Raw genomic sequence first — 19,053 nt, forward strand, 5'->3', positions numbered from 1 at the left:
CTGACTCAGACGCCCGCGACGCTGCGGATCCAGGAGCGGTACGAGGTCACGTTGGTGTAGTTCGTGACCGACTGCCGGTCGCTGGTCGAGGCCACACCGACCTGCCGACCCGAGGCGAACATCGGGCCGCCCGAGTCACCACCGGCGGTGATGCCGTCGATGCGGGTGGCCCGCACCGCGACGCCGCCGTAGTAGTCCCGCGCGTTGACCGAGCTGACGCGGACGTTGGCGTACTTCAGGTACCGCGACTGGCAGTTGATCTCCGGCTGGTTGGTGCAGGTCGCGCCCCAGCCGTAGACCTGGACCGTCTGGCCGACGCTGACGTCGGTCGACGTGCCCAGCGGCGCGTAGGTGGCGCTGACGCTGCGGTCGAGCCTGGCGATGGCCAGGTCGGACCCCGAGTGCCGGGTGATCTGGACCGCGGTGGCCGTGGTGCCGCCACTGGACTGGTCCAGGCTGCCGATGCGGAAGGTGATCGTGCCGCTGGCCACGCAGTGCTTGGCCGTCAGCACGTACTGCGGGGCGATGATCGTCGCCGAGCACGCCTGGCGCCCGTTGGCGAACAGCCGCGCCGCCCAGGGGGCGTTGGTGGCGTAGTTGCCATCGATGATCATCGGGGTGACGGTCGGCTCCGGTTCGGGAGCCGCGACGGCCGAGGGGGCGGCGCTGAGCAGGGCCAGCGCGATACCCGTGACCGTCAGAGCGATCTTGGATTTGAACATTCGCGATCTCGATTCGTTGCAGGGGGAATCGACGATTAGTGACTTTTTCACCCGTTAGTGGCTACGACAAGACTGCGATTTTCACGCTCGTTCACACTCTGGCGCTGACCACTAGCATCGGGACCGCGGGCCAGGCGACGAAGCCACCCGCCGGACTCAGGAGGTCGAACTCGATGGCGCTTCTGCGCAGCTACGTCGCGGGCCGGTGGCACACCGCCGACACCGACGGAGCACCCCTGCACGACGCGGTGACCGGGGAGGAGATCGCCCGGATCTCCTCGGCCGGGATCGACATGGCCGCCGCGCTGGACCACGGCAGGCGCACCGGCGGCCCCGCGCTGCGGGAGCTGACCTTCCACCAGCGGGCGGCGCTGCTCAAAGTGCTCGCGTCGCACCTGCTGGAGCACAAGGACGAGCTGTACGCGCTCTCGCTGCGCACCGGCGCCACCCAGCGCGACTCGATGATCGACGTCGACGGCGGCATCGGCGTGCTCTTCGCCTACAGCGGCAAGGGCAGGCGCGAGCTGCCCAACGCCAAGGTCTACGTCGACGGCCCGGTCGAGCCGCTCGGCAAGGGCGGCACGTTCGTCGGCCAGCACATCGCCACCCCGCTGCGCGGCGTCGCGGTGCAGATCAACGCGTTCAACTTCCCCGTCTGGGGCCCGCTGGAGAAGTTCGCCCCCGCGTTCGTCGCGGGCGTGCCGAGCCTGATCAAGCCCGCCAGCCAGACCGCCTACCTCACCGAGAAGCTCGTCGAGCTGATCGTCGCCTCCGGGATCATCCCCGAGGGCAGCATCCAGCTCGTCTGCGGCAGCGCGGGCGACCTGCTCGACCACGTGACGCCGCAGGACCTGGTGTCGTTCACCGGCTCGGCCTCCACGGCGCTGAAGCTGCGCACCCACGACGCCGTCGTGCGCAACTCGGTCCGCTTCAACGCCGAGGCCGACTCGCTCAACTGCAGCATCCTCGGCCCCGACGCCGTGCCCGGCACCACCGAGTTCGACCTGTTCGTCAAGCAGCTCGTGGCCGAGATGACGGCCAAGGCGGGCCAGAAGTGCACCGCGATCCGGCGCGCCTTCGTCCCCGCCGCCCTGATCGACGACGTCGCCGCGGCCACCGCCGAGAAACTGGCGAAGGTCACCATCGGCAACCCCGCGCACGCCGACGTGCGTATGGGCGCCCTGGCCAGCCAGGAGCAGCGCGAAGAGGTCCGCCGCTCGCTGAAGGCCCTGCTCGACGCGGGCAGCGTCGTCTTCGGCGACCCGTCCACCGTCGACGTAATCGACGCCGACGCCGAACGCGGCGCGTTCCTCTCCCCGGTGCTCGTGCGCGCGGACGGCGACCGTGCCGAGCCGCACGAGGTCGAGGCGTTCGGCCCGGTCAGCACCCTGATGCCGTACACCGACACCGAGCACGTCATCGACCTGGCCGCCCGCGGCCTGGGCAGCCTCGCGGGCTCGATCGTCACCGCCGACCAGGACTTCGCCCGCGACGTCGTCCACGGTGTCTCCCCGTGGCACGGCCGCCTGCTGGTTCTCGACGCCGAGGACGCCAAGGAGTCCACCGGCCACGGCTCCCCGCTGCCCAACCTCATCCACGGCGGCCCCGGCCGCGCGGGCGGCGGCGAGGAGATGGGCGGTATCCGCGGCGTGCTGCACCACCTGCAGCGGACCGCCGTCCAGGGCAGCCCGCGGATGGTCGCCGAGATCACCGGCCAGTGGGTCGCGGGCGCCCCCAAGCGCACCGACGACGAGCACCCGTTCCGCAAGTCGCTCGCCGAGCTGCGCATCGGCGACTCGGTGGTGGCGGGCCCGCGCACGGTCACCCAGGCCGACATCGACCACTTCTCCGAGTTCACCGGCGACACGTTCTACGCCCACACCGACCCGGTGGCGGCCGCGGCCAACGAGTTCTTCGGCGGCATCGTCGCCCACGGCTACCTGATCGTCTCGTTCGCCGCGGGCCTGTTCGTCTCGCCGGAGCCCGGCCCGGTCCTGGCGAACTACGGGCTGGAGAACCTGCGCTTCCTGACCCCGGTGTTCCCGGGTGACGAGCTGACGGTGACCCTCACGGCCAAGCAGATCACCCCACGGGAGAACGCCGAGTACGGCGAGGTCCGCTGGGACGCCGACGTCACCAAGCAGGGCGGGGAGTCGGTGGCCAAGTACGACGTGCTGACCCTGGTCGCCAAGACCAGGTAGGGCTCTCAGCGACGAAGGGGCGGCGTCCGGTGCGGACGCCGCCCCTTCCTCATGTGATGACTATGCGGCGTCGACCAGGATCACCGTGGTCTCCTGGCTGGCCACCGCCGTCGCGTAATTCCGCTGCACCTGCGAAGCCTCAGCCGAGCTGGGCCGCGCGTTGGTGCAGCTGACCGGCGCCGAGCTGCCCGACATCAGGTCCGAGCACAGCCCGGTGCGCCGGTCGGGCAGGCCGAGGATGTGCCCGAACTCGTGCGCCGCGATCCGGGTCGGGTTGTAGCCCTGCTGGACGGCCTGGCGGCCCATCCAGACGGTGCCGCTGCCGCTGGGGCGCACCGGCCCCAGCGTGGCCCGCGGCCAGTTGTTGTCGGCGATGACCCGGACATTGATCCGCTGACCAGCGGTCGCCTTGACGATGCGCACGTTGGTCACCGACTCGTTCCAGATCTGCACTCCCGCCGCCACCGCGGTCTTGAACTCGCCCGCGTAGGCGTCGTCGTAGGTAATGGTGACCACCGCGGCAGGCGCGGCGGGTGCGGCAGCGGCCGGTGCGGCACCGGCGATGACCGCGGCACCCAGTGCGGCGTTGGCCGCGACCAGGGCGAATGTGCGTCGAAGCATGCAGGGCTCCAGGTGTTCTGTTTGCGGATGAGCCGCCCGAGGTACGCCCGCATCTCCCAACCTAGGAGCGTCCGCCCGGCACGCAAGACGGCCATTGGGTGGCATGCGGTCGCGGTGCGTGTTGGTCCTATGGGCCAACCCGGTGAAGAAGTGACCGCCGTCACAAACAGCGATGTGTACGATCATCCACAGTGGACTCAACGAGGGGTCAAACCGGCGATGATCAGCGCGGATGCGCCGAAATCGGACCTCTGCGCGGGCCTGTCGCCGAGCGGTGGCGACAGGCGGGGGAGCGGGTTGGCAGGTAGGTTGGATCTGTTGTGCCACAACGGATCCCGGGCTCGCCGGCGTCCGGCGGACCGCTTAAGGGACCCCCGATTTGATCCCGTGTTGGGCGCCGTGTAACTTTATCCAAGTCAGAGCGAAGCGGGCCGGGAAAACCGGAACGAGCGATGGCCAACCCAAAGCCTCGGAAGTAGCCACACTCAGTGGTGACCAAGATGTGCGTGTGTTGTTTGAGAACTCAACAGTGTGCCGATTTAAGCCAGTAGAGCTTAAATGATTGAACCCCTTTGTGGGTTCCTTTGAGATGAATTGATGCCAGTTTTGGTGTCTTTTTGTCAGGCAGAGAACACTCTGAAACATTATTGGAGAGTTTGATCCTGGCTCAGGACGAACGCTGGCGGCGTGCTTAACACATGCAAGTCGAGCGGTAAGGCCCTTCGGGGTACACGAGCGGCGAACGGGTGAGTAACACGTGGGTAATCTGCCCTGCACTCTGGGATAAGCCCGGGAAACTGGGTCTAATACCGGATATGACCACTTCACGCATGTGTTGTGGTGGAAAGTTCCGGCGGTGCAGGATGAACCCGCGGCCTATCAGCTTGTTGGTGGGGTAGTGGCCTACCAAGGCGACGACGGGTAGCCGGCCTGAGAGGGCGACCGGCCACACTGGGACTGAGACACGGCCCAGACTCCTACGGGAGGCAGCAGTGGGGAATATTGCACAATGGGCGAAAGCCTGATGCAGCGACGCCGCGTGAGGGATGACGGCCTTCGGGTTGTAAACCTCTTTCAGCAGGGACGAAGCGCAAGTGACGGTACCTGCAGAAGAAGCACCGGCTAACTACGTGCCAGCAGCCGCGGTAATACGTAGGGTGCGAGCGTTGTCCGGAATTATTGGGCGTAAAGAGCTCGTAGGCGGTTTGTTGCGTCGGTCGTGAAAACCTGGGGCTTAACCCTGGGCCTGCGATCGATACGGGCAGACTTGAGTTCGGTAGGGGAGACTGGAATTCCTGGTGTAGCGGTGAAATGCGCAGATATCAGGAGGAACACCGGTGGCGAAGGCGGGTCTCTGGGCCGATACTGACGCTGAGGAGCGAAAGCGTGGGGAGCGAACAGGATTAGATACCCTGGTAGTCCACGCCGTAAACGGTGGGTGCTAGGTGTGGGGAACATTCCACGTTCTCCGTGCCGTAGCTAACGCATTAAGCACCCCGCCTGGGGAGTACGGCCGCAAGGCTAAAACTCAAAGGAATTGACGGGGGCCCGCACAAGCGGCGGAGCATGTGGATTAATTCGATGCAACGCGAAGAACCTTACCTAGGCTTGACATGGACTGGAAACCTGCAGAGATGTAGGCCCCCTTGTGGCTGGTTCACAGGTGGTGCATGGCTGTCGTCAGCTCGTGTCGTGAGATGTTGGGTTAAGTCCCGCAACGAGCGCAACCCTCGTTCTATGTTGCCAGCGCGTAATGGCGGGGACTCATAGGAGACTGCCGGGGTCAACTCGGAGGAAGGTGGGGATGACGTCAAGTCATCATGCCCCTTATGTCTAGGGCTTCACACATGCTACAATGGCCGGTACAGAGGGCTGCGAGACCGTGAGGTGGAGCGAATCCCTTAAAGCCGGTCTCAGTTCGGATCGGGGTCTGCAACTCGACCCCGTGAAGTCGGAGTCGCTAGTAATCGCAGATCAGCAACGCTGCGGTGAATACGTTCCCGGGCCTTGTACACACCGCCCGTCACGTCACGAAAGTCGGTAACACCCGAAGCCCATGGCCCAACCCGCAAGGGAGGGAGTGGTCGAAGGTGGGACTGGCGATTGGGACGAAGTCGTAACAAGGTAGCCGTACCGGAAGGTGCGGCTGGATCACCTCCTTTCTAAGGAGCATCTGACCCGCCAGCCCCTCGGGGTTGGTGTGGGAGGGCCAGGCCGCCGGCGAATGCCCGGTGGGTGGTTGCTCATATGCTGTGGAACTACTGGACGAGCTGAGACTCGCGGCGCCGTCGATGCGGCTAGTACTGCAAGGTCTTCGGATCTTCGCGTGGAACGTCAGTCGATGGGGTTGTGGAGTGGATGTGTGTCGGCACACTGTTGGGTCCTGAGACAACACCCGTTGGGGTGTTGCTCGGTTCAGGACCACCGCGGTGCTCATACCGTCGGCCATTGGGTCGGTTGGTGGGCACAGGGATCGTGGTGTGTCTCTGGTTGGTGTTTGAGAACTGCACAGTGGATGCGAGCATCTTTGTAGCAAGATTTTAAGGGCATACGGTGGATGTCTAGGCATCAGGAGCCGATGAAGGACGTAGGAGGCTGCGATAAGCCTCGGGGAGCTGTCAACCGAGCTGAGATCCGAGGATGTCCGAATGGGGAAACCCGGCATCAGTCATGTGGTGTCACCCGCACCTGAATCTATAGGGTGTGTGGAGGGAACGCGGGGAAGTGAAACATCTCAGTACCCGTAGGAAGAGAAAACAACCGTGATTCCGTGAGTAGTGGCGAGCGAAAGCGGATGAGGCTAAACCGTGTACGTGTGATACCCGGCAGGGGTTGCGTATGCGGGGTCGTGGGACCTATCAGATCATTCTGCCGGATGGTCGGGGAGTTAGAAAACACTGTTGTTAGCGGAACATGTCTGGAAAGCGTGACCGTAGTGGGTGAGAGTCCCGTACGCGAAAACTCAGTGTCTCCCGATGGTGTTCCCAAGTAGCAGCGAGCTCGTGGAATTTGCTGTGAATCTGGCGGGACCACCCGCTAAGCCTAAATACTTCCTGATGACCGATAGCGGACTAGTACCGTGAGGGAAAGATGAAAAGTACCCCGGGAGGGGAGTGAAAGAGTACCTGAAACCGTGTGCCTACAAGCCGTCAGAGCCTTTCGGGGTGATGGCGTGCCTTTTGAAGAATGAGCCTGCGAGTTAGTGCTGCGTGGCGAGGTTAACCCGTGTGGGGTAGCCGTAGCGAAAGCGAGTCTGAATAGGGCGCTTGAGTCGCGTGGTCTAGACCCGAAGCGGAGTGATCTACCCATGGCCAGGGTGAAGCGACGGTAAGACGTCGTGGAGGCCCGAACCCACCAGGGTTGAAAACCTGGGGGATGAGCTGTGGGTAGGGGTGAAAGGCCAATCAAACTCCGTGATAGCTGGTTCTCCCCGAAATGCATTTAGGTGCAGCGTCGCATGTTTCACGCCGGGGGTAGAGCACTGGATGGTCTAGGGGGCCCACAAGCTTACCGAAATCAACCAAACTCCGAATACCGGTGTGTGAGAGTGCGGCAGTGAGACTGCGGGCGATAAGGTTCGTAGTCGAGAGGGAAACAGCCCAGAACACCAGCTAAGGCCCCTAAGTGTGCGCTAAGTGGGAAAGGATGTGGGGTCGCCCAGACAACCAGGAGGTTGGCTTAGAAGCAGCCACCCTTGAAAGAGTGCGTAATAGCTCACTGGTCAAGTGGTCCTGCGCCGACAATGTAGCGGGGCTTAAGCGCACCGCCGAAGCTGTGTCATTCACACAATACATCCCCGCCTTCGGGTGGGCAGTGGTGTGGATGGGTAGGGGAGCGTCGTGCAGCCATCGAAGCGGCGGAGTGATCCAGTCGTGGAGGCTGCGCGAGTGAGAATGCAGGCATGAGTAGCGAAAGAAGAGTGAGAAACTCTTCCGCCGGATGACCAAGGGTTCCTGGGCCAGGCTAATCCGCCCAGGGTAAGTCGGGACCTAAGGCGAGGCCGACAGGCGTAGTCGATGGACAACGGGTTGATATTCCCGTACCCGTGTGGACGCGTCCCTGGTGAGGCCAGTGATACTAACCGCCCAGAAGCCATGAGGTCTTCGGACTGAGTGGGGGATGCGCGGGATCTGAGCTGGTAGTAGCCAAACGATGGGGTGACGCAGGAGGGTAGCTCCGCCACCAGTTGGTGTGTGGTGTAAGCGTGTAGGCCGGTTGATAGGCAAATCCGTCAACCATGAAGGCTGAGACGTGATGCATAGCCGAATGAGGCGAAGTAGAGTGATCCCATGCTGCCGAGAAAAGCCTCTAGTGAGTTTCCACGCGGCCCGTACCCCAAACCGACACAGGTGGTCAGGTAGAGAATACCAAGGCGATCGGGTGAACTATGGTTAAGGAACTCGGCAAAATGCCCCCGTAACTTCGGGAGAAGGGGGGCCACAGGACTTGAAGCCCTTCGCGGGCTAGGGTCAGGTGGCCGCAGAGACCAGCGAGAAGCGACTGTTTACTAAAAACACAGGTCCGTGCGAAGTCGCAAGACGATGTATACGGACTGACGCCTGCCCGGTGCTGGAACGTTAAGAGGACCGGTTAGCGCTTCGGCGCGAAGCTGAGAATTTAAGCGCCAGTAAACGGCGGTGGTAACTATAACCATCCTAAGGTAGCGAAATTCCTTGTCGGGTAAGTTCCGACCTGCACGAATGGCGTAACGACTTCTCGACTGTCTCAACCATAGGCCCGGCGAAATTGCACTACGAGTAAAGATGCTCGTTACGCGCGGCAGGACGGAAAGACCCCGGGACCTTTACTATAGCTTGGTATTGGTGCTTGGTTCGGTTTGTGTAGGATAGGTGGGAGACTGTGAAGCTCGCACGCCAGTGTGGGTGGAGTCAATCTTGAAATACCACTCTGATCGTACTGAGTGTCTAACTTCGGACCGTGATCCGGTTCAGGGACAGTGCCTGGTGGGTAGTTTAACTGGGGCGGTTGCCTCCCAAAGGGTAACGGAGGCGCCCAAAGGTTCCCTCAGCCTGGTTGGCAATCAGGTGTCGAGTGCAAGTGCACAAGGGAGCTTGACTGTGAGACAGACATGTCGAGCAGGGACGAAAGTCGGGACTAGTGATCCGGCGCTGGCTGGTGGAAGCGGCGTCGCTCAACGGATAAAAGGTACCCCGGGGATAACAGGCTGATCTTGCCCAAGAGTCCATATCGACGGCATGGTTTGGCACCTCGATGTCGGCTCGTCGCATCCTGGGGCTGGAGTAGGTCCCAAGGGTTGGGCTGTTCGCCCATTAAAGCGGTACGCGAGCTGGGTTTAGAACGTCGTGAGACAGTTCGGTCCCTATCCGCCGCGCGCGCAGGAGACTTGAGGAAGGCTGTCCCTAGTACGAGAGGACCGGGACGGACGAACCTCTGGTGTGCCAGTTGTCCCGCCAGGGGCACGGCTGGTTGGCTACGTTCGGAAGGGATAACCGCTGAAGGCATCTAAGCGGGAAGCTCGTTCCAAGATGAGGTCTCCCACCCCCTTTGAGGGGTTAAGGCCCCCAGCAGACCACTGGGTTGATAGGCCGGAAATGGAAGCCCAGTAATGGGTGGAGTTGACCGGTACTAATAGGCCGAGGGCTTGCTACAAACATGCTACGCATCCACTGTGCGGTGTCTGAGACACCAACCACCCCCACACACCCCCATCTTTTGGGGTTGAGCGTGGGGTTGCTGGTTACTGTTTCATAGTGTTACGGCGGTCATAGCGGCAGGGAAACGCCCGGTCCCATCCCGAACCCGGAAGCTAAGCCTGCCAGCGCCGATGGTACTGCACTCGTGAGGGTGTGGGAGAGTAGGACGCCGCCGGACTAAAGTTGCGAATGCCCCCTCTCGATTCTTCGGAATCGAGAGGGGGCATTTCGCATTTCCAAGGACAGCCGCCGGATAACCTTGTCCAATGGGTCCGCACCAGACTGACCTCCTCGCCGCCGCGGGGACACCAGTGCCGGATGACCTCGCACCGTTGGATCCGAACGCCTGCCCCCGGGTTGTCAGTCTTGTGCGTGCTTACCTGCGCCTGGCGCAGGTGGAGCGCGATGAGATCCGCCGACTTGTCGCAGCACTTCCGCAGGAGGAACGCACTCACCCTGCTCGCACCCTGGTTGCGCATCATCTCTACTCGACGAGCCCAGGTCCCGGGGCCGCGCTGATGCGCATGCTCGCGAACCGGAATCTGGGGTGGACACAGATAACCCAGATGTTCCTGGCTGTGACCGGCAGATACTGGTCCGCCTCCACGTATGAACAGGTGGGTCGCGGCCAGGTGCCGGTGACCCCCGACCTGTTGGTCGACTTCTCGGTGCTGCTGGGCGTTCCCGCGGCGGAGCTGGCCACGCTCACCGGCGTCCCACTCGAACACGAGACCCCGCCGACGAATCGGGCTGCCGAAGGTGTGAGCGAGTTGATCTGGGATGCCCGCAGGCTGACCGCGGATCAAGTTCAGTACGTGTACGACGTGGCGCGATCCATGCGGCAGTAGGTGTCCCGGACATGAAGCGGCCCGCTCGGGGATTTCCCGAGCGGGCCGCTCACGTTCCGGCTCGTCCCAGCCGGACCGTTCTTCCCTGTGCGCCCCTACCCGCGCAGGGCCGTGATCAGCTCACCGTTCGACGTGTCGCCGGAGAGCTCCCAGAAGAACATGCCGCCCAGGCCCTGCTGCGAGGCGTACGACCGCTTGCCGCCGATGGTGGACGGGGTGTCGTAGCTCCACCAGTTGCTGCCGCACTTCGCGTACGCGGTGCCCGCGATCGTGCCGGTGGCCGGGCAGGAGTTCTTCAGTACCTTGTAGTCCTCGATTCCCTGCTCGTAGGTGCCCGGAGCCGGACCAGTCGCGGTGCCGCCAGGCGCTGCCTGGGTGACGCCGGTCCAGCCGCGGCCGTAGAAGCCGATGCCGAGGAGCAGCTTCGACGCCGGGACGCCCTTGGACTTGAGCTTCTGGATGGCCGCGTCCGAGTTGAACCCGGCCTGGGGGATGCCGGTGTACGACGTCAGCGGCGAGTGCGGGGCCGTGGGGCCCTGTGCCGCCCACGCGCCGAAGAAGTCGTAGGTCATCGGCATGTACCAGTCGACGTACTGGGCGGCGCCGCCGTAGTCGGCGGCGTCGATCTTGCCGCCGTTGGAGCCGTCGGCGGTGATGGCCGCGGTGACCAGGTTGTTCGAGCCGAACTTCGCCCGCAGCGCGCCCATCAGGTTCTTGAACGCCGCCGGTCCGCTGGTGTCGCAGGTCAGGCCGCAGGCGTTCGGGTACTCCCAGTCGATGTCGATGCCGTCGAACACGTCGGCCCAGCGCGGGTCCTCCACGAGCCGGTAGCAGGACTCGGCGAACGCGGCCGGGTTGGCCGCCGCGGCGCCGAAGCCGCCGGACCAGGTCCAGCCGCCGAACGACCAGATGACCTTGATGTGCGGGTACGCCTTCTTCAGCTTGCGCAGCTGGTTGAAGCTGCCGCGCAGCGGCTGGTCCCACGTGTCGGCGACGCCGTCGACGCTGTCGCCGGCGGTGTAGGCCTTGTCGTAGTCGGCGTAGCTGTCACCGATGGTGCACTGGCCGTTCTGCACGTTGCCGAACGCGTAGTTGATATGCGTCAGCTTCGACGCCGAGCCGCTCGTGACGATGTTCTTCACGTGGTAGTTGCGCCCGTAGACGCCCCACTGCGCGAAGTACCCGATCACCTTCGACCCCGGCGGCGGCGGAGTGGTGGTCGTGGTCGTCGTCGACGTCGGGGGAGTGGTGGTGGTCGTCGTGGTTGTGGTCGACGTAGGCGGAGTCGTCGTGCTGGTGGGCGGGGTGCCGCCACCGCAGGACGCTCCATTCAGGGTGCAGTTGGCCGGTGAGCCGGAGCCGGTCCCGATGAAGCCGAAGGACACCGTGCCGCCCGGCGGGATGTTGCCGTTCCACGACACATTGGCGAAGGTGTAGCGGTTGCCGGACTGGGTGCGGGTGGCGTCCCAGTGCGACGAGATCGTCGACCCCGCGGGCAGGTCGAACGCGACCGACCAGCTGCTGATCGCCGTCGCGCCGCCGTTGCGGATCGTGTACTTGCCTTCCCAGCCGGACCCCCAGTCGGAGGTCTTGACGAATTCGGCGGTCGGCGTGCCTGCACCGCTAGCGGGTGCGGCGACTAGCGCCACGGTCACCGTGGCCGCCGCGACGAACGCGGCTGCCAGGTGCCATCGGATTTTGGGCATGGTTCACCTCAACTCGGAGCAGGGATGTTTCTGTGAACTGGCCCGACCGCGGGCGCGCGGGACAAAGATCGGGCCGCGGCCCCTCCGCCGAGTGGCGGAGGGGACAACAGGGGGACTAGCTGACTCGTCTGAGTCGTCCGGCCGCGAGCAGTTCCGCGGCGGCCCGCAGGCTCGACCACGAGCCACTTCTGGTGTCGATCCGGGCGGCGGCGCCGAGGTCGGGGCCAGGTACCCCGGTCTCGATGTGCACCACGGCGTCGGCTTCCTTGATCAGCCGCAGCACCAGGTCCCTGGCGTGCGGGTGGCGGTGGGCGTCGCGGGTGGTCACGACGACCACCCGGCCGGTGACGTCGAAGTCCGCCGAGCCCACCACGGCGTCCGGCAGCATCTCGGCGAGGTGCGGCGCGAGCCCCCACGGCACGGGTCCCGCCGCGATGGTCGGCGCGACCTCGATGTCGACCACGACGGGCTGGGCGCCCAGGTCGGGGATCGGGGTGGCCCGCAGTGCCGTGCGCGCCACCTCCAGCCCGAGGTCGACCTCGCGCCGCACCCCGGTCACCCCGACCGGCTGCGTGCCGAGCGCCCGGGTGCGGGCCGCGGCCTCGACCAGGCGCTCCTCGGTGATGACGCCCTCATGCACGGCGCGGACGATGCGTTCCACCAATGCGTCGACCGTCTCGGCGTCGGCGGTCTCCCCGCCGACGCACAGCGCGTCGGCGCCCGCGGCCAGCGCGAGCACCGCGGCCTCCCGCAGTCCGGCCGGGTCGCCGAGCGTGCCCGCCACCGCCCCCATCTCGACGGCGTCGGTGACGATCGTCCCGGTGAACCCGAGTTCCTCCCGCAGCACGCGCAGCGCCGTGGCGTTGAGCGTGGCCGGGGCCGGTCCCCACGCGGGGACCACCAGGTGCCCGGTCATCACCGCCCGCACCCCGGCGGCGATGGCCGCTCGGAACGGGACCAGCTCGGTCGCGGCCAGCTCGGCGGGTGTGCGCGGCAGGATCGGCAGCGTCAGGTGGGAGTCGGCGGTGGCGGCGCCGTGGCCCGGGAAGTGCTTGACGCACGCCGCGACCCCCGGCCGCTGCATTCCCCGCACCGTCGCCGCCACGTGCTCGGCGGCCTTCCCCGGGTCCGACCCGAACGCCCGCACCCCGATGATCGGGTCGTCCTGGGTGAGCGACAGATCCGCGCAGGGCGCCAGGTTCAGCGTGACGCCGCACGCGGCGAGCCGGGCGCCGATCGCCAGGCCGACCTCCGCGGTGAGCGCGAGGTCATCGGCCTCGGCCAGCGCCAGCGGACCCGGCAGCCTGCTGCCCCGGCCCGCGTCGAGCCGGGTGACGTCACCGCCCTCCTCGTCGATGCCGATCACCACGTCGTCGCGCTCGCCGCGCAGCCGCTCGGTGAGCGCGGCGACCTGCTCGTCGTCTACGACGTTGCGTCCGAACAGGACCACGCCGCCGAGGCCCGCGCCGATCCGGTCGAGCAGCCAGTCCGGAACCTCTGTCGTGCCCGAGAAACCGGGCAGGAGTACCGCTTCGGCCAGCTTTCGCAGACTCATCCCTTGACCGCCCCCGCTGTCGATCCAGCCACCAGTTTGCGTTGCACCAGAAGGAAGAACACCAGCGCGGGCACCGCGTAGATGACCGACGCGGCCATGATGCCGCCCCAGTCGGTGCCGAACGCCGTGCGGAACGACGACAGCCACACCGGCAGTGTCTGCTTCGCCGAGTCGCGCATGAAGACCAGCGCGTAGAGGAACTCGTTCCACGCGGTGACGAACCCGAACACCGACGTCGCCACCAGGCCCGGGCCGAGCAGCGGCAGCGTGATGCGGCGGAAGATGCCCCACCGGCCGCAGCCGTCGACCATCGCGGCCTCCTCCAGTTCGACGGGGATGCCCTTGACGAACCCGCGCAGCGTCCAGATCGTGAACGGCAGCGTGAAGGCGGTGTAGACGAGCAGCAGCGACGGCAGCGTGTCGAGCAGGTCGGCGTCGCGCATGATCAGGTACATCGGCACGAACAGCGCCTCCAGCGGCGCCAACTGTGCGATCAGCACCAACAGGACGAACCCGCGGCGGCCCGCGAATCTCATGCGCGCCAACGGGACCGCCGCGAGCAAGCCCGCCGCCAGCGCGCAGCCGACGGCGCCCAGGGTGACGATGAGGCTGTTGGTCAGGAACGTGCCGAACCCCGGCCGGGTGATCGCCGTGGTGAAGTTGTCGAGCGTGGCCGACAGCGGGATCAGGTCGTAGGCGGGGGAGAGGATCTCGTTGGACTTCTTCAGCGCGGTGGTGAACATCCAGTACGTCGGGAAGAAGAACAGCAGCGCGACCACGATTCCGGCCGCGTTCAGCGCGACGCGCTGAGGTCGGGTCTTCATCGGCTCACAGCTCCGTTTCCGGGGAACGCACCAGCAGGCGCAGGTACCGCCAGGTCACCGCGACGAGGATCACCAGCATCAGCACCGCGATCGCGGCGGCCACGCCGAAGTGGCTGCCGGAGATGCCCTTGAGGTAGAGCAGCACGGGCAGGGTGGTGCTGCCGCCATCCGGGCCGCCCTGCTTGATGGCCCAGATCTGGGTGAACACCTTGAAGTCCCACAGCACCGACAGGAACACCACCATCGTCATCAGCGGGCGCACCGCGGGCCAGCTGACCGCGCGGAACGACTGCCACGCCGTGGCGCCGTCGATGCTCGCCGCCTCGTAGAGGTCCTTGGACGCGCTGAGCAGCCCGGCGTAGAGGGTGAACGCGACGAACGGGATCGCCTGCCACAGGATCAGCAGGCCGATGATCGCCATCGTGCTCGGGCCGCTGGCGAACCAGGAGTACCCGGCGAAGCTGTCGAAACCCAGTGCCACCAGCGTCTTGTTGAGGATGCCGTACTGCTGGTCGAACATCCACTGGAACACCGTGGTGGTCGCGATGATCGGCGTCGCCCAGGCCAGCACCAGCGCCAGCTGCAGCGCGATCCGCACCGGGCCGGACAGGTGTCGCATCAGGACGGCCACCACGAGTCCGATGAGGACGGTCGCGGCGACGACCGCCGCGGTGAACGCCACGGTGCGCAGCCCGATGACCCAGAACTCCGGGTCGGACAGCACGGCGCGGTAGTTGTCCAGCCCGACCCACACCACTTCACCGCGGACCAGCTCGCCGAGGTCGAGCCTGCGGAAGCTGATCCCGAGCACCTGCAGCGCGGGCCAGCCGAGCAGGGCCACCAGGACCACGACCGCCGGGGCGAGCATGAGGTACGGCGTGATCAGGTCGGCCCTGCGCCGGTGGGGCCGTGCCGCCCGCGGGGGTGCCTCCGCGGGCGACACGGTGTCGACGGTCGCGGTCATCAGCCCGCGAATGCCTTATTCAGCGCGGAGTTCGCGTCCGCGGTGGCGGCGTCGATCGTCTTGGCCCCGGTGAGGTAGGCCGTGAGCAGGTCCTTCAGCGGGTTCTGGCCCGCCTCGATCGCGGCCCAGGTCGGCGTGGCCGGGACGGCCTTGCCGTTGCGGGACGCCTTGGCCATCGCGGCGTTGACCGGGTCGGCCTCCAGCGCGCTGACGTCGGTGGACGTACCGGGGATCATGCCCGCCTTGGCGAACTGGCTCTGGTACTTCGCGCTGGACATCAGCTTGAGGTAGTCCTTGGCCAGGTCCTGGTCCTTGCTGTTCGCCGGGACCGCCAGGTTGGAGCCGCCCTGGAAGACCGGCGCGGTGGCGCCCGCCTTCTTCGACGGGATCGGGAACGCCGAGGTCTGGGTGGTGAGGCTCGGGTTGTTCTTCGCCGCGGTCGCCAGCTCCCACGGCAGCGCGATCATCATCGCCACCTTGCCCTGGCCGTAGATCCCGGCCTGTTCGGGCGTCTGCTCGTCGGTGTCCTTCGGCGCCTTGGTGCCGGAGGCCTCCTGCAGCTTCTTGTAGAACTCCAGGCCCGCCTTGGCCTCGGCGCTGTCCATCGTCGCGCTGAACTTGGTGCCGTCCCGCTTGGCGATGTCGCCACCCTCGTCGTAGATGAACGACAGCAGGGTGTACCAGTTCTGGCCGGGCAGGTAGAGCGCCTGGAAGTCGGGGTCGCTGCCGAACTTGGCGCGCAGCTTGGTGATGGCGTCGAGCCACTCCTGCCGCGAGGTCGGCGCCGCGGCGATCCCGGCCTGCTCGAACATGTCCTTGCGGTACAGCACCATGCGGTTGGCGGCGTAGAACGGCACGGCGTACTGCTTGCCATCCCACGAGCCGGAGTCCTTCAGGCTCGACAGCCACTGGTCCTTGTTGAAGCCGGAGCTGGCCTCGGTCAGGTCGGCCAGCACCTTCGCCGCGGCGAACTTCGGCGCCTGGGTGTTGCCGATCTCGATGACGTCAGGTGCGTCGTTGCCCGCCAACGCGGTGGTGAGCTTGTCCTGGATGCCGTTCCACTGCTGGACCTCGTACTTGACCGTGACGTCCTTGTGGGACTCCTGGAACTCCTTGTGCAGCGCGTCGGTCAGGTCCTTGGGTGCGGACCCGTTCATCAGCCACACGGTCAGGGTTCGGGGTCCCGACGCAGGCTGGTCCGACGAATTGCTGCTACCACCTGACCCTGCGCAGCCCGCTAACGCGAGCAACAGGGTCATACCTCCGATGACTGACTTCGTTACGCCCAAACGCTTACGCACGACCAACCGCCTTCCGAACGTCACCCCGGGGCACGAGGTGACGGTGTTGCCAAGTGGTTTAGACCATTGGGGACAGCGTGGCCCCCGTCACCCGCACTGTCAAGATCTGAGGACGTCACGGATCCACCCTATTTTGCGTAGGACGTCTGATGTCATACGAACTTTCCATAATTTCGGCCTCTCGGTCAGAAGAACGTGCGGACGAAGTCGACCACTGTTCGGCCGTCCGCGTCGACCACCGGAAGGAGGTTCCATTTGTCGAAAGTCGTGCAGGGATGGGACAAACCGAGCCCGACCCAGTCTCCGACGGACACGTCGACACCCCTCAGATAGGCGTGTTGGTCGTTGAGGGCGGTTGTCTGACGTCTGACAATCGTCCGAGTTTCATTAGCATTGCGAACGATCTGGGCCTCGGGCAGGCCGAGGTCGTAGGGCAGGTCGCGCTTGCCCGCCGCGAGGAGCGCGAGACCGGGCTCCGGCTGCGAGATCACCTGCGCCCAAGCGCGCAGGGCGGACCGCAGGGGAGCTGCGGCGCGCAGGCGCGGGCGCTCGCCCAGCGGTGAGACCTCGCGGTAGAAGCCGTCGTCGTGCGTGAGGTAGGTGCCGCAGCGCAGGACCGGGACGACCGGCACCGGCCATGGCCCGGTCAGCGCGTCGGCGACCTGGTCGAAGAAAGCGCTCCCGCCCGCGGTGACGATGACCTGGTCGGTCTCGAACACCGCAGCCAGGGCGAACACCGTCTCGCGCAGCCGGTCGAGATAGGCGGACACCGCCGCCAGCCCGTCCGCGCTCGCGTCCGACGACGCGGGTCCCTCGTAGCCGCCCACGCCGACCAGCCGCAGCGCGGGACTGGCCGCGATCGCGGCGGCCACGGCCTGGGCGGTGCCGACATCGCGCACCCCGGTGCGCCCGCCCGCGACCCCGACCTCGACCAGCACGTCGAGTGGCCGGGTTCCCGACCACGCCTCGGTCATCAGCTCGACGCCGCGCACGGAGTCGACCCAGCAGGTGACCTCGAAGTCGGGGTCGGCCAGTTCCCCGGCCAGCCAGCGCAGGCCCGCCGGATCGAGGAACTCGTTGGCGACGAGCACGCGGCTCACCCCGAACGCCCGGTAGACCCGCAGCTGTCCCGCGGTGGCGGCGGTGATGGCCCACGCGCCGTGGTCGAGCTGCCGGGCGAACAGGGCGGGCGCCATCGTGGTCTTGCCGTGCGGGGCGAGCAGGACGCCGCGGTCGGCGCACCAGCCCGCCATCGTGGCCAGGTTGTGCTCGATGGCCGGGCCGTCGAGGACCACCATCGGCCCGACGAACCCGCTGTCGAACAGGTCGGCCCGGCGGGCGGCGGCCTCGGCGACGGTGAGGCCGAACAGGCTGTCGGGGATCGAACGGAACCGCCAGTCGAGGCGTTCGTCGGCGAGCCGGGCCACGGCGGCGCGGTCGATGCGGGCGGGGGAGAGGTCCACGGTGGGGCTCCGGAGGGTCGCGGTTGGATATCCCTGGAACCGAACCAGGGACCGTGCGTCCAGGATGGCGAGACAACCGGGAACGCGCGCCTCGCGCGGTCCGTTGACCACGCGGGTGTCAGACGGCGAAAGCTTTGTGAAGGGGAGAGTCCTCACGATGGTGTTCAAGAAGATGCTGCGGGCGCTGGGCGTCGGTGGTCCGACGGTCGACACCGTGCTGGCCGACGCGCGGGTCTACCCCGGTGGACTGCTCACGGGCGAGGTCCGGATGACCGGCGGCGAGCACGACTGCGACATCGACTACATCGCGCTGTCCCTGGTCACCAGGGTCGAGCGGGGCGACGGCGGCGCCCAGGTCGTCGAGTTCGACCGGGCGGTGGTGTCCGGCCGCTTCGTGCTGCCCGCGGGCCAGGCCAAGACGGTGCCGTTCCAGCTTCCGGTGCCGTGGGAGGCCCCGGTCACCGAGCTGTTCGGCCACCACATGCACGGCATGGGCCTTGGCCTGCGCACCGAGCTGGCCGTGGCCAAGGCCGTCGACAAGGGCGACCTCGACCAGGTGACGATCGTGCCGCTGCCGTCGCAGGCCGCGGTGCTCGACGCGTTCGCCCGGCTGGGCTTCCGCTTCAAGTCGGCCGACCTGGAGGCGGGCCGCATCCACGGTCTGCAGCAGCGGCTGCCGTTCTTCCAGGAGATCGAGTTCTACCCGCCGCGGGAGCTGGCGGGCGGCATCACCCAGGTCGAGCTGACCTTCGTGGCCGACCAGGGCGGCGTGGCCGTGGTCCTGGAGGCCGACAAGCGCGCCGGGCTGTTCCAGGCCGGTGGCGACGTGTACGGCCGTTTCCAGGTCAGCCACGAGGAGGCCCAGCACACCGACTGGACCGGCAAGATCAGCCAGTGGCTGTCCCAGGTCTCGTCGCGACGCCCGGCGCAGGGTTTCCACGGCGGCGGCCACCACGGCGGCCACGGTGGCGGCGGCATGGGCCTGGTCGGCGGCCTCGCGGCCGGTGTGGTCGGCGGCATGGTGCTGGGCGAGGTCTTCGACGAGGTCGGCGACGCCTTCTTCGGCGACGAGGATTAGATCTTGTTCTAAACGTCGCATCGCATGACCGGCGCCTAAGGGGCACCGTGACGGCGGGCGACCACGGTTACCGCGTGGCGGTACGTGCGACGGTT

At 66.3% G+C, this 19,053-nt stretch carries 11 protein-coding genes and 3 rRNA genes; 6 read left to right on the forward strand and 8 right to left on the reverse strand.

Annotated elements, in window-relative coordinates:
- Nucleotides 1–5: 5 nt before the first annotated feature.
- Entirely contained in the window at nt 6–722 is a 717-nt protein-coding gene (locus ACSHT8_RS03235; protein WP_436497509.1) for a S1 family peptidase, read from the reverse strand.
- 173 nt (nt 723–895) lie between these two features.
- Between ACSHT8_RS03235 and paaZ the strand changes: the two genes are divergently transcribed.
- Nucleotides 896–2,923 carry a phenylacetic acid degradation bifunctional protein PaaZ gene (paaZ, locus tag ACSHT8_RS03240; protein WP_436497511.1) on the forward strand — a complete coding sequence of 676 codons (2,028 nt, stop codon included), beginning with the start codon at nt 896–898 and terminating at the stop codon, nt 2,921–2,923.
- 60 nt (nt 2,924–2,983) lie between these two features.
- On the opposite strand, the gene ACSHT8_RS03245 is transcribed toward paaZ, so the two are convergent.
- Complete coding sequence (locus ACSHT8_RS03245) at nt 2,984–3,544, reverse strand: snapalysin family zinc-dependent metalloprotease (RefSeq protein ID WP_436497513.1); 561 nt, start codon at nt 3,542–3,544, stop codon at nt 2,984–2,986.
- Nucleotides 3,545–4,188: 644 nt separating this feature from the next.
- On the opposite strand from ACSHT8_RS03245, the gene ACSHT8_RS03250 reads away from it, so the two are divergent.
- The 4 genes from ACSHT8_RS03250 (at nt 4,189) to ACSHT8_RS03265 (ending at nt 10,067) form a co-directional block, all read left to right on the forward strand.
- Nucleotides 4,189–5,706, forward strand: a 16S ribosomal RNA gene (locus tag ACSHT8_RS03250).
- Between the two features lie 368 nt (nt 5,707–6,074).
- Nucleotides 6,075–9,175: ribosomal RNA gene (locus ACSHT8_RS03255) — 23S ribosomal RNA — on the forward strand.
- Between the two features lie 105 nt (nt 9,176–9,280).
- A 5S ribosomal RNA gene (gene rrf / locus ACSHT8_RS03260) occupies nt 9,281–9,397 on the forward strand.
- Together the 16S, 23S and 5S rRNA genes form the textbook arrangement of a ribosomal RNA operon.
- A gap of 88 nt (nt 9,398–9,485) precedes the next feature.
- The gene (locus ACSHT8_RS03265) at nt 9,486–10,067 is read left to right on the forward strand and encodes a hypothetical protein (RefSeq protein ID WP_436497515.1); all 582 of its coding nucleotides are present in this window, start codon (nt 9,486–9,488) and stop codon (nt 10,065–10,067) included.
- A 95-nt stretch (nt 10,068–10,162) separates the two neighbouring features.
- Here ACSHT8_RS03265 and ACSHT8_RS03270 read toward each other — a convergent pair whose 3' ends face one another.
- From ACSHT8_RS03270 to ACSHT8_RS03295, 6 genes are all read right to left on the reverse strand, one after another.
- Nucleotides 10,163–11,773 carry a glycosyl hydrolase family 18 protein gene (locus ACSHT8_RS03270; protein ID WP_436497517.1) on the reverse strand — a complete coding sequence of 537 codons (1,611 nt, stop codon included), beginning with the start codon at nt 11,771–11,773 and terminating at the stop codon, nt 10,163–10,165.
- 115 nt (nt 11,774–11,888) lie between these two features.
- On the reverse strand, nt 11,889–13,328 hold the full coding sequence (locus ACSHT8_RS03275) for a glycoside hydrolase family 3 N-terminal domain-containing protein (RefSeq protein WP_436497519.1): 1,440 nt from the start codon (nt 13,326–13,328) through the stop codon (nt 11,889–11,891).
- Entirely contained in the window at nt 13,325–14,152 is an 828-nt protein-coding gene (locus ACSHT8_RS03280) for a carbohydrate ABC transporter permease (RefSeq protein ID WP_436497521.1), read from the reverse strand. The genes ACSHT8_RS03275 and ACSHT8_RS03280 overlap by 4 nt, the downstream gene beginning before the upstream one ends.
- A 4-nt stretch (nt 14,153–14,156) precedes the next feature.
- Nucleotides 14,157–15,116 carry a carbohydrate ABC transporter permease gene (locus tag ACSHT8_RS03285; RefSeq protein ID WP_436497523.1) on the reverse strand — a complete coding sequence of 320 codons (960 nt, stop codon included), beginning with the start codon at nt 15,114–15,116 and terminating at the stop codon, nt 14,157–14,159.
- On the reverse strand, nt 15,116–16,375 hold the full coding sequence (locus tag ACSHT8_RS03290) for an extracellular solute-binding protein (RefSeq protein WP_436497525.1): 1,260 nt from the start codon (nt 16,373–16,375) through the stop codon (nt 15,116–15,118). Before ACSHT8_RS03290 ends, ACSHT8_RS03285 begins: the two co-directional genes overlap by 1 nt.
- Before the next feature lie 227 nt (nt 16,376–16,602).
- Nucleotides 16,603–17,880: an alanine racemase gene (locus tag ACSHT8_RS03295; RefSeq protein ID WP_436497527.1), complete on the reverse strand. Its 1,278-nt coding sequence runs from the start codon at nt 17,878–17,880 to the stop codon at nt 16,603–16,605.
- 157 nt (nt 17,881–18,037) lie between these two features.
- Here ACSHT8_RS03295 and ACSHT8_RS03300 point away from each other — a divergent pair, with 157 nt between their 5' ends.
- Nucleotides 18,038–18,958 (forward strand): sporulation protein, encoded by a 921-nt coding sequence (locus tag ACSHT8_RS03300; RefSeq protein WP_436497529.1) that lies wholly within the window; start codon nt 18,038–18,040, stop codon nt 18,956–18,958.
- Nucleotides 18,959–19,053: the final 95 nt, after the last annotated feature.

The sequence above is a fragment of the Actinokineospora sp. HUAS TT18 genome (genome assembly GCF_051364635.1).
Classification (GTDB): domain Bacteria; phylum Actinomycetota; class Actinomycetes; order Mycobacteriales; family Pseudonocardiaceae; genus Actinokineospora.

What these genes read in the sequence shown, in the direction of transcription:
- ACSHT8_RS03235 (WP_436497509.1), bottom strand. Translation starts at nt 722, where the DNA reads ATGTTCAAATCCAAGATCGCTCTGACGGTCACGGGTATCGCGCTGGCC.
- paaZ (WP_436497511.1), top strand. Translation starts at nt 896, where the DNA reads ATGGCGCTTCTGCGCAGCTACGTCGCGGGCCGGTGGCACACCGCCGAC.
- ACSHT8_RS03245 (WP_436497513.1), bottom strand. Translation starts at nt 3,544, where the DNA reads ATGCTTCGACGCACATTCGCCCTGGTCGCGGCCAACGCCGCACTGGGT.
- ACSHT8_RS03265 (WP_436497515.1), top strand. Translation starts at nt 9,486, where the DNA reads ATGGGTCCGCACCAGACTGACCTCCTCGCCGCCGCGGGGACACCAGTG.
- ACSHT8_RS03270 (WP_436497517.1), bottom strand. Translation starts at nt 11,773, where the DNA reads ATGCCCAAAATCCGATGGCACCTGGCAGCCGCGTTCGTCGCGGCGGCC.
- ACSHT8_RS03275 (WP_436497519.1), bottom strand. Translation starts at nt 13,328, where the DNA reads ATGAGTCTGCGAAAGCTGGCCGAAGCGGTACTCCTGCCCGGTTTCTCG.
- ACSHT8_RS03280 (WP_436497521.1), bottom strand. Translation starts at nt 14,152, where the DNA reads ATGAAGACCCGACCTCAGCGCGTCGCGCTGAACGCGGCCGGAATCGTG.
- ACSHT8_RS03285 (WP_436497523.1), bottom strand. Translation starts at nt 15,116, where the DNA reads ATGACCGCGACCGTCGACACCGTGTCGCCCGCGGAGGCACCCCCGCGG.
- ACSHT8_RS03290 (WP_436497525.1), bottom strand. Translation starts at nt 16,375, where the DNA reads ATGACCCTGTTGCTCGCGTTAGCGGGCTGCGCAGGGTCAGGTGGTAGC.
- ACSHT8_RS03300 (WP_436497529.1), top strand. Translation starts at nt 18,038, where the DNA reads ATGGTGTTCAAGAAGATGCTGCGGGCGCTGGGCGTCGGTGGTCCGACG.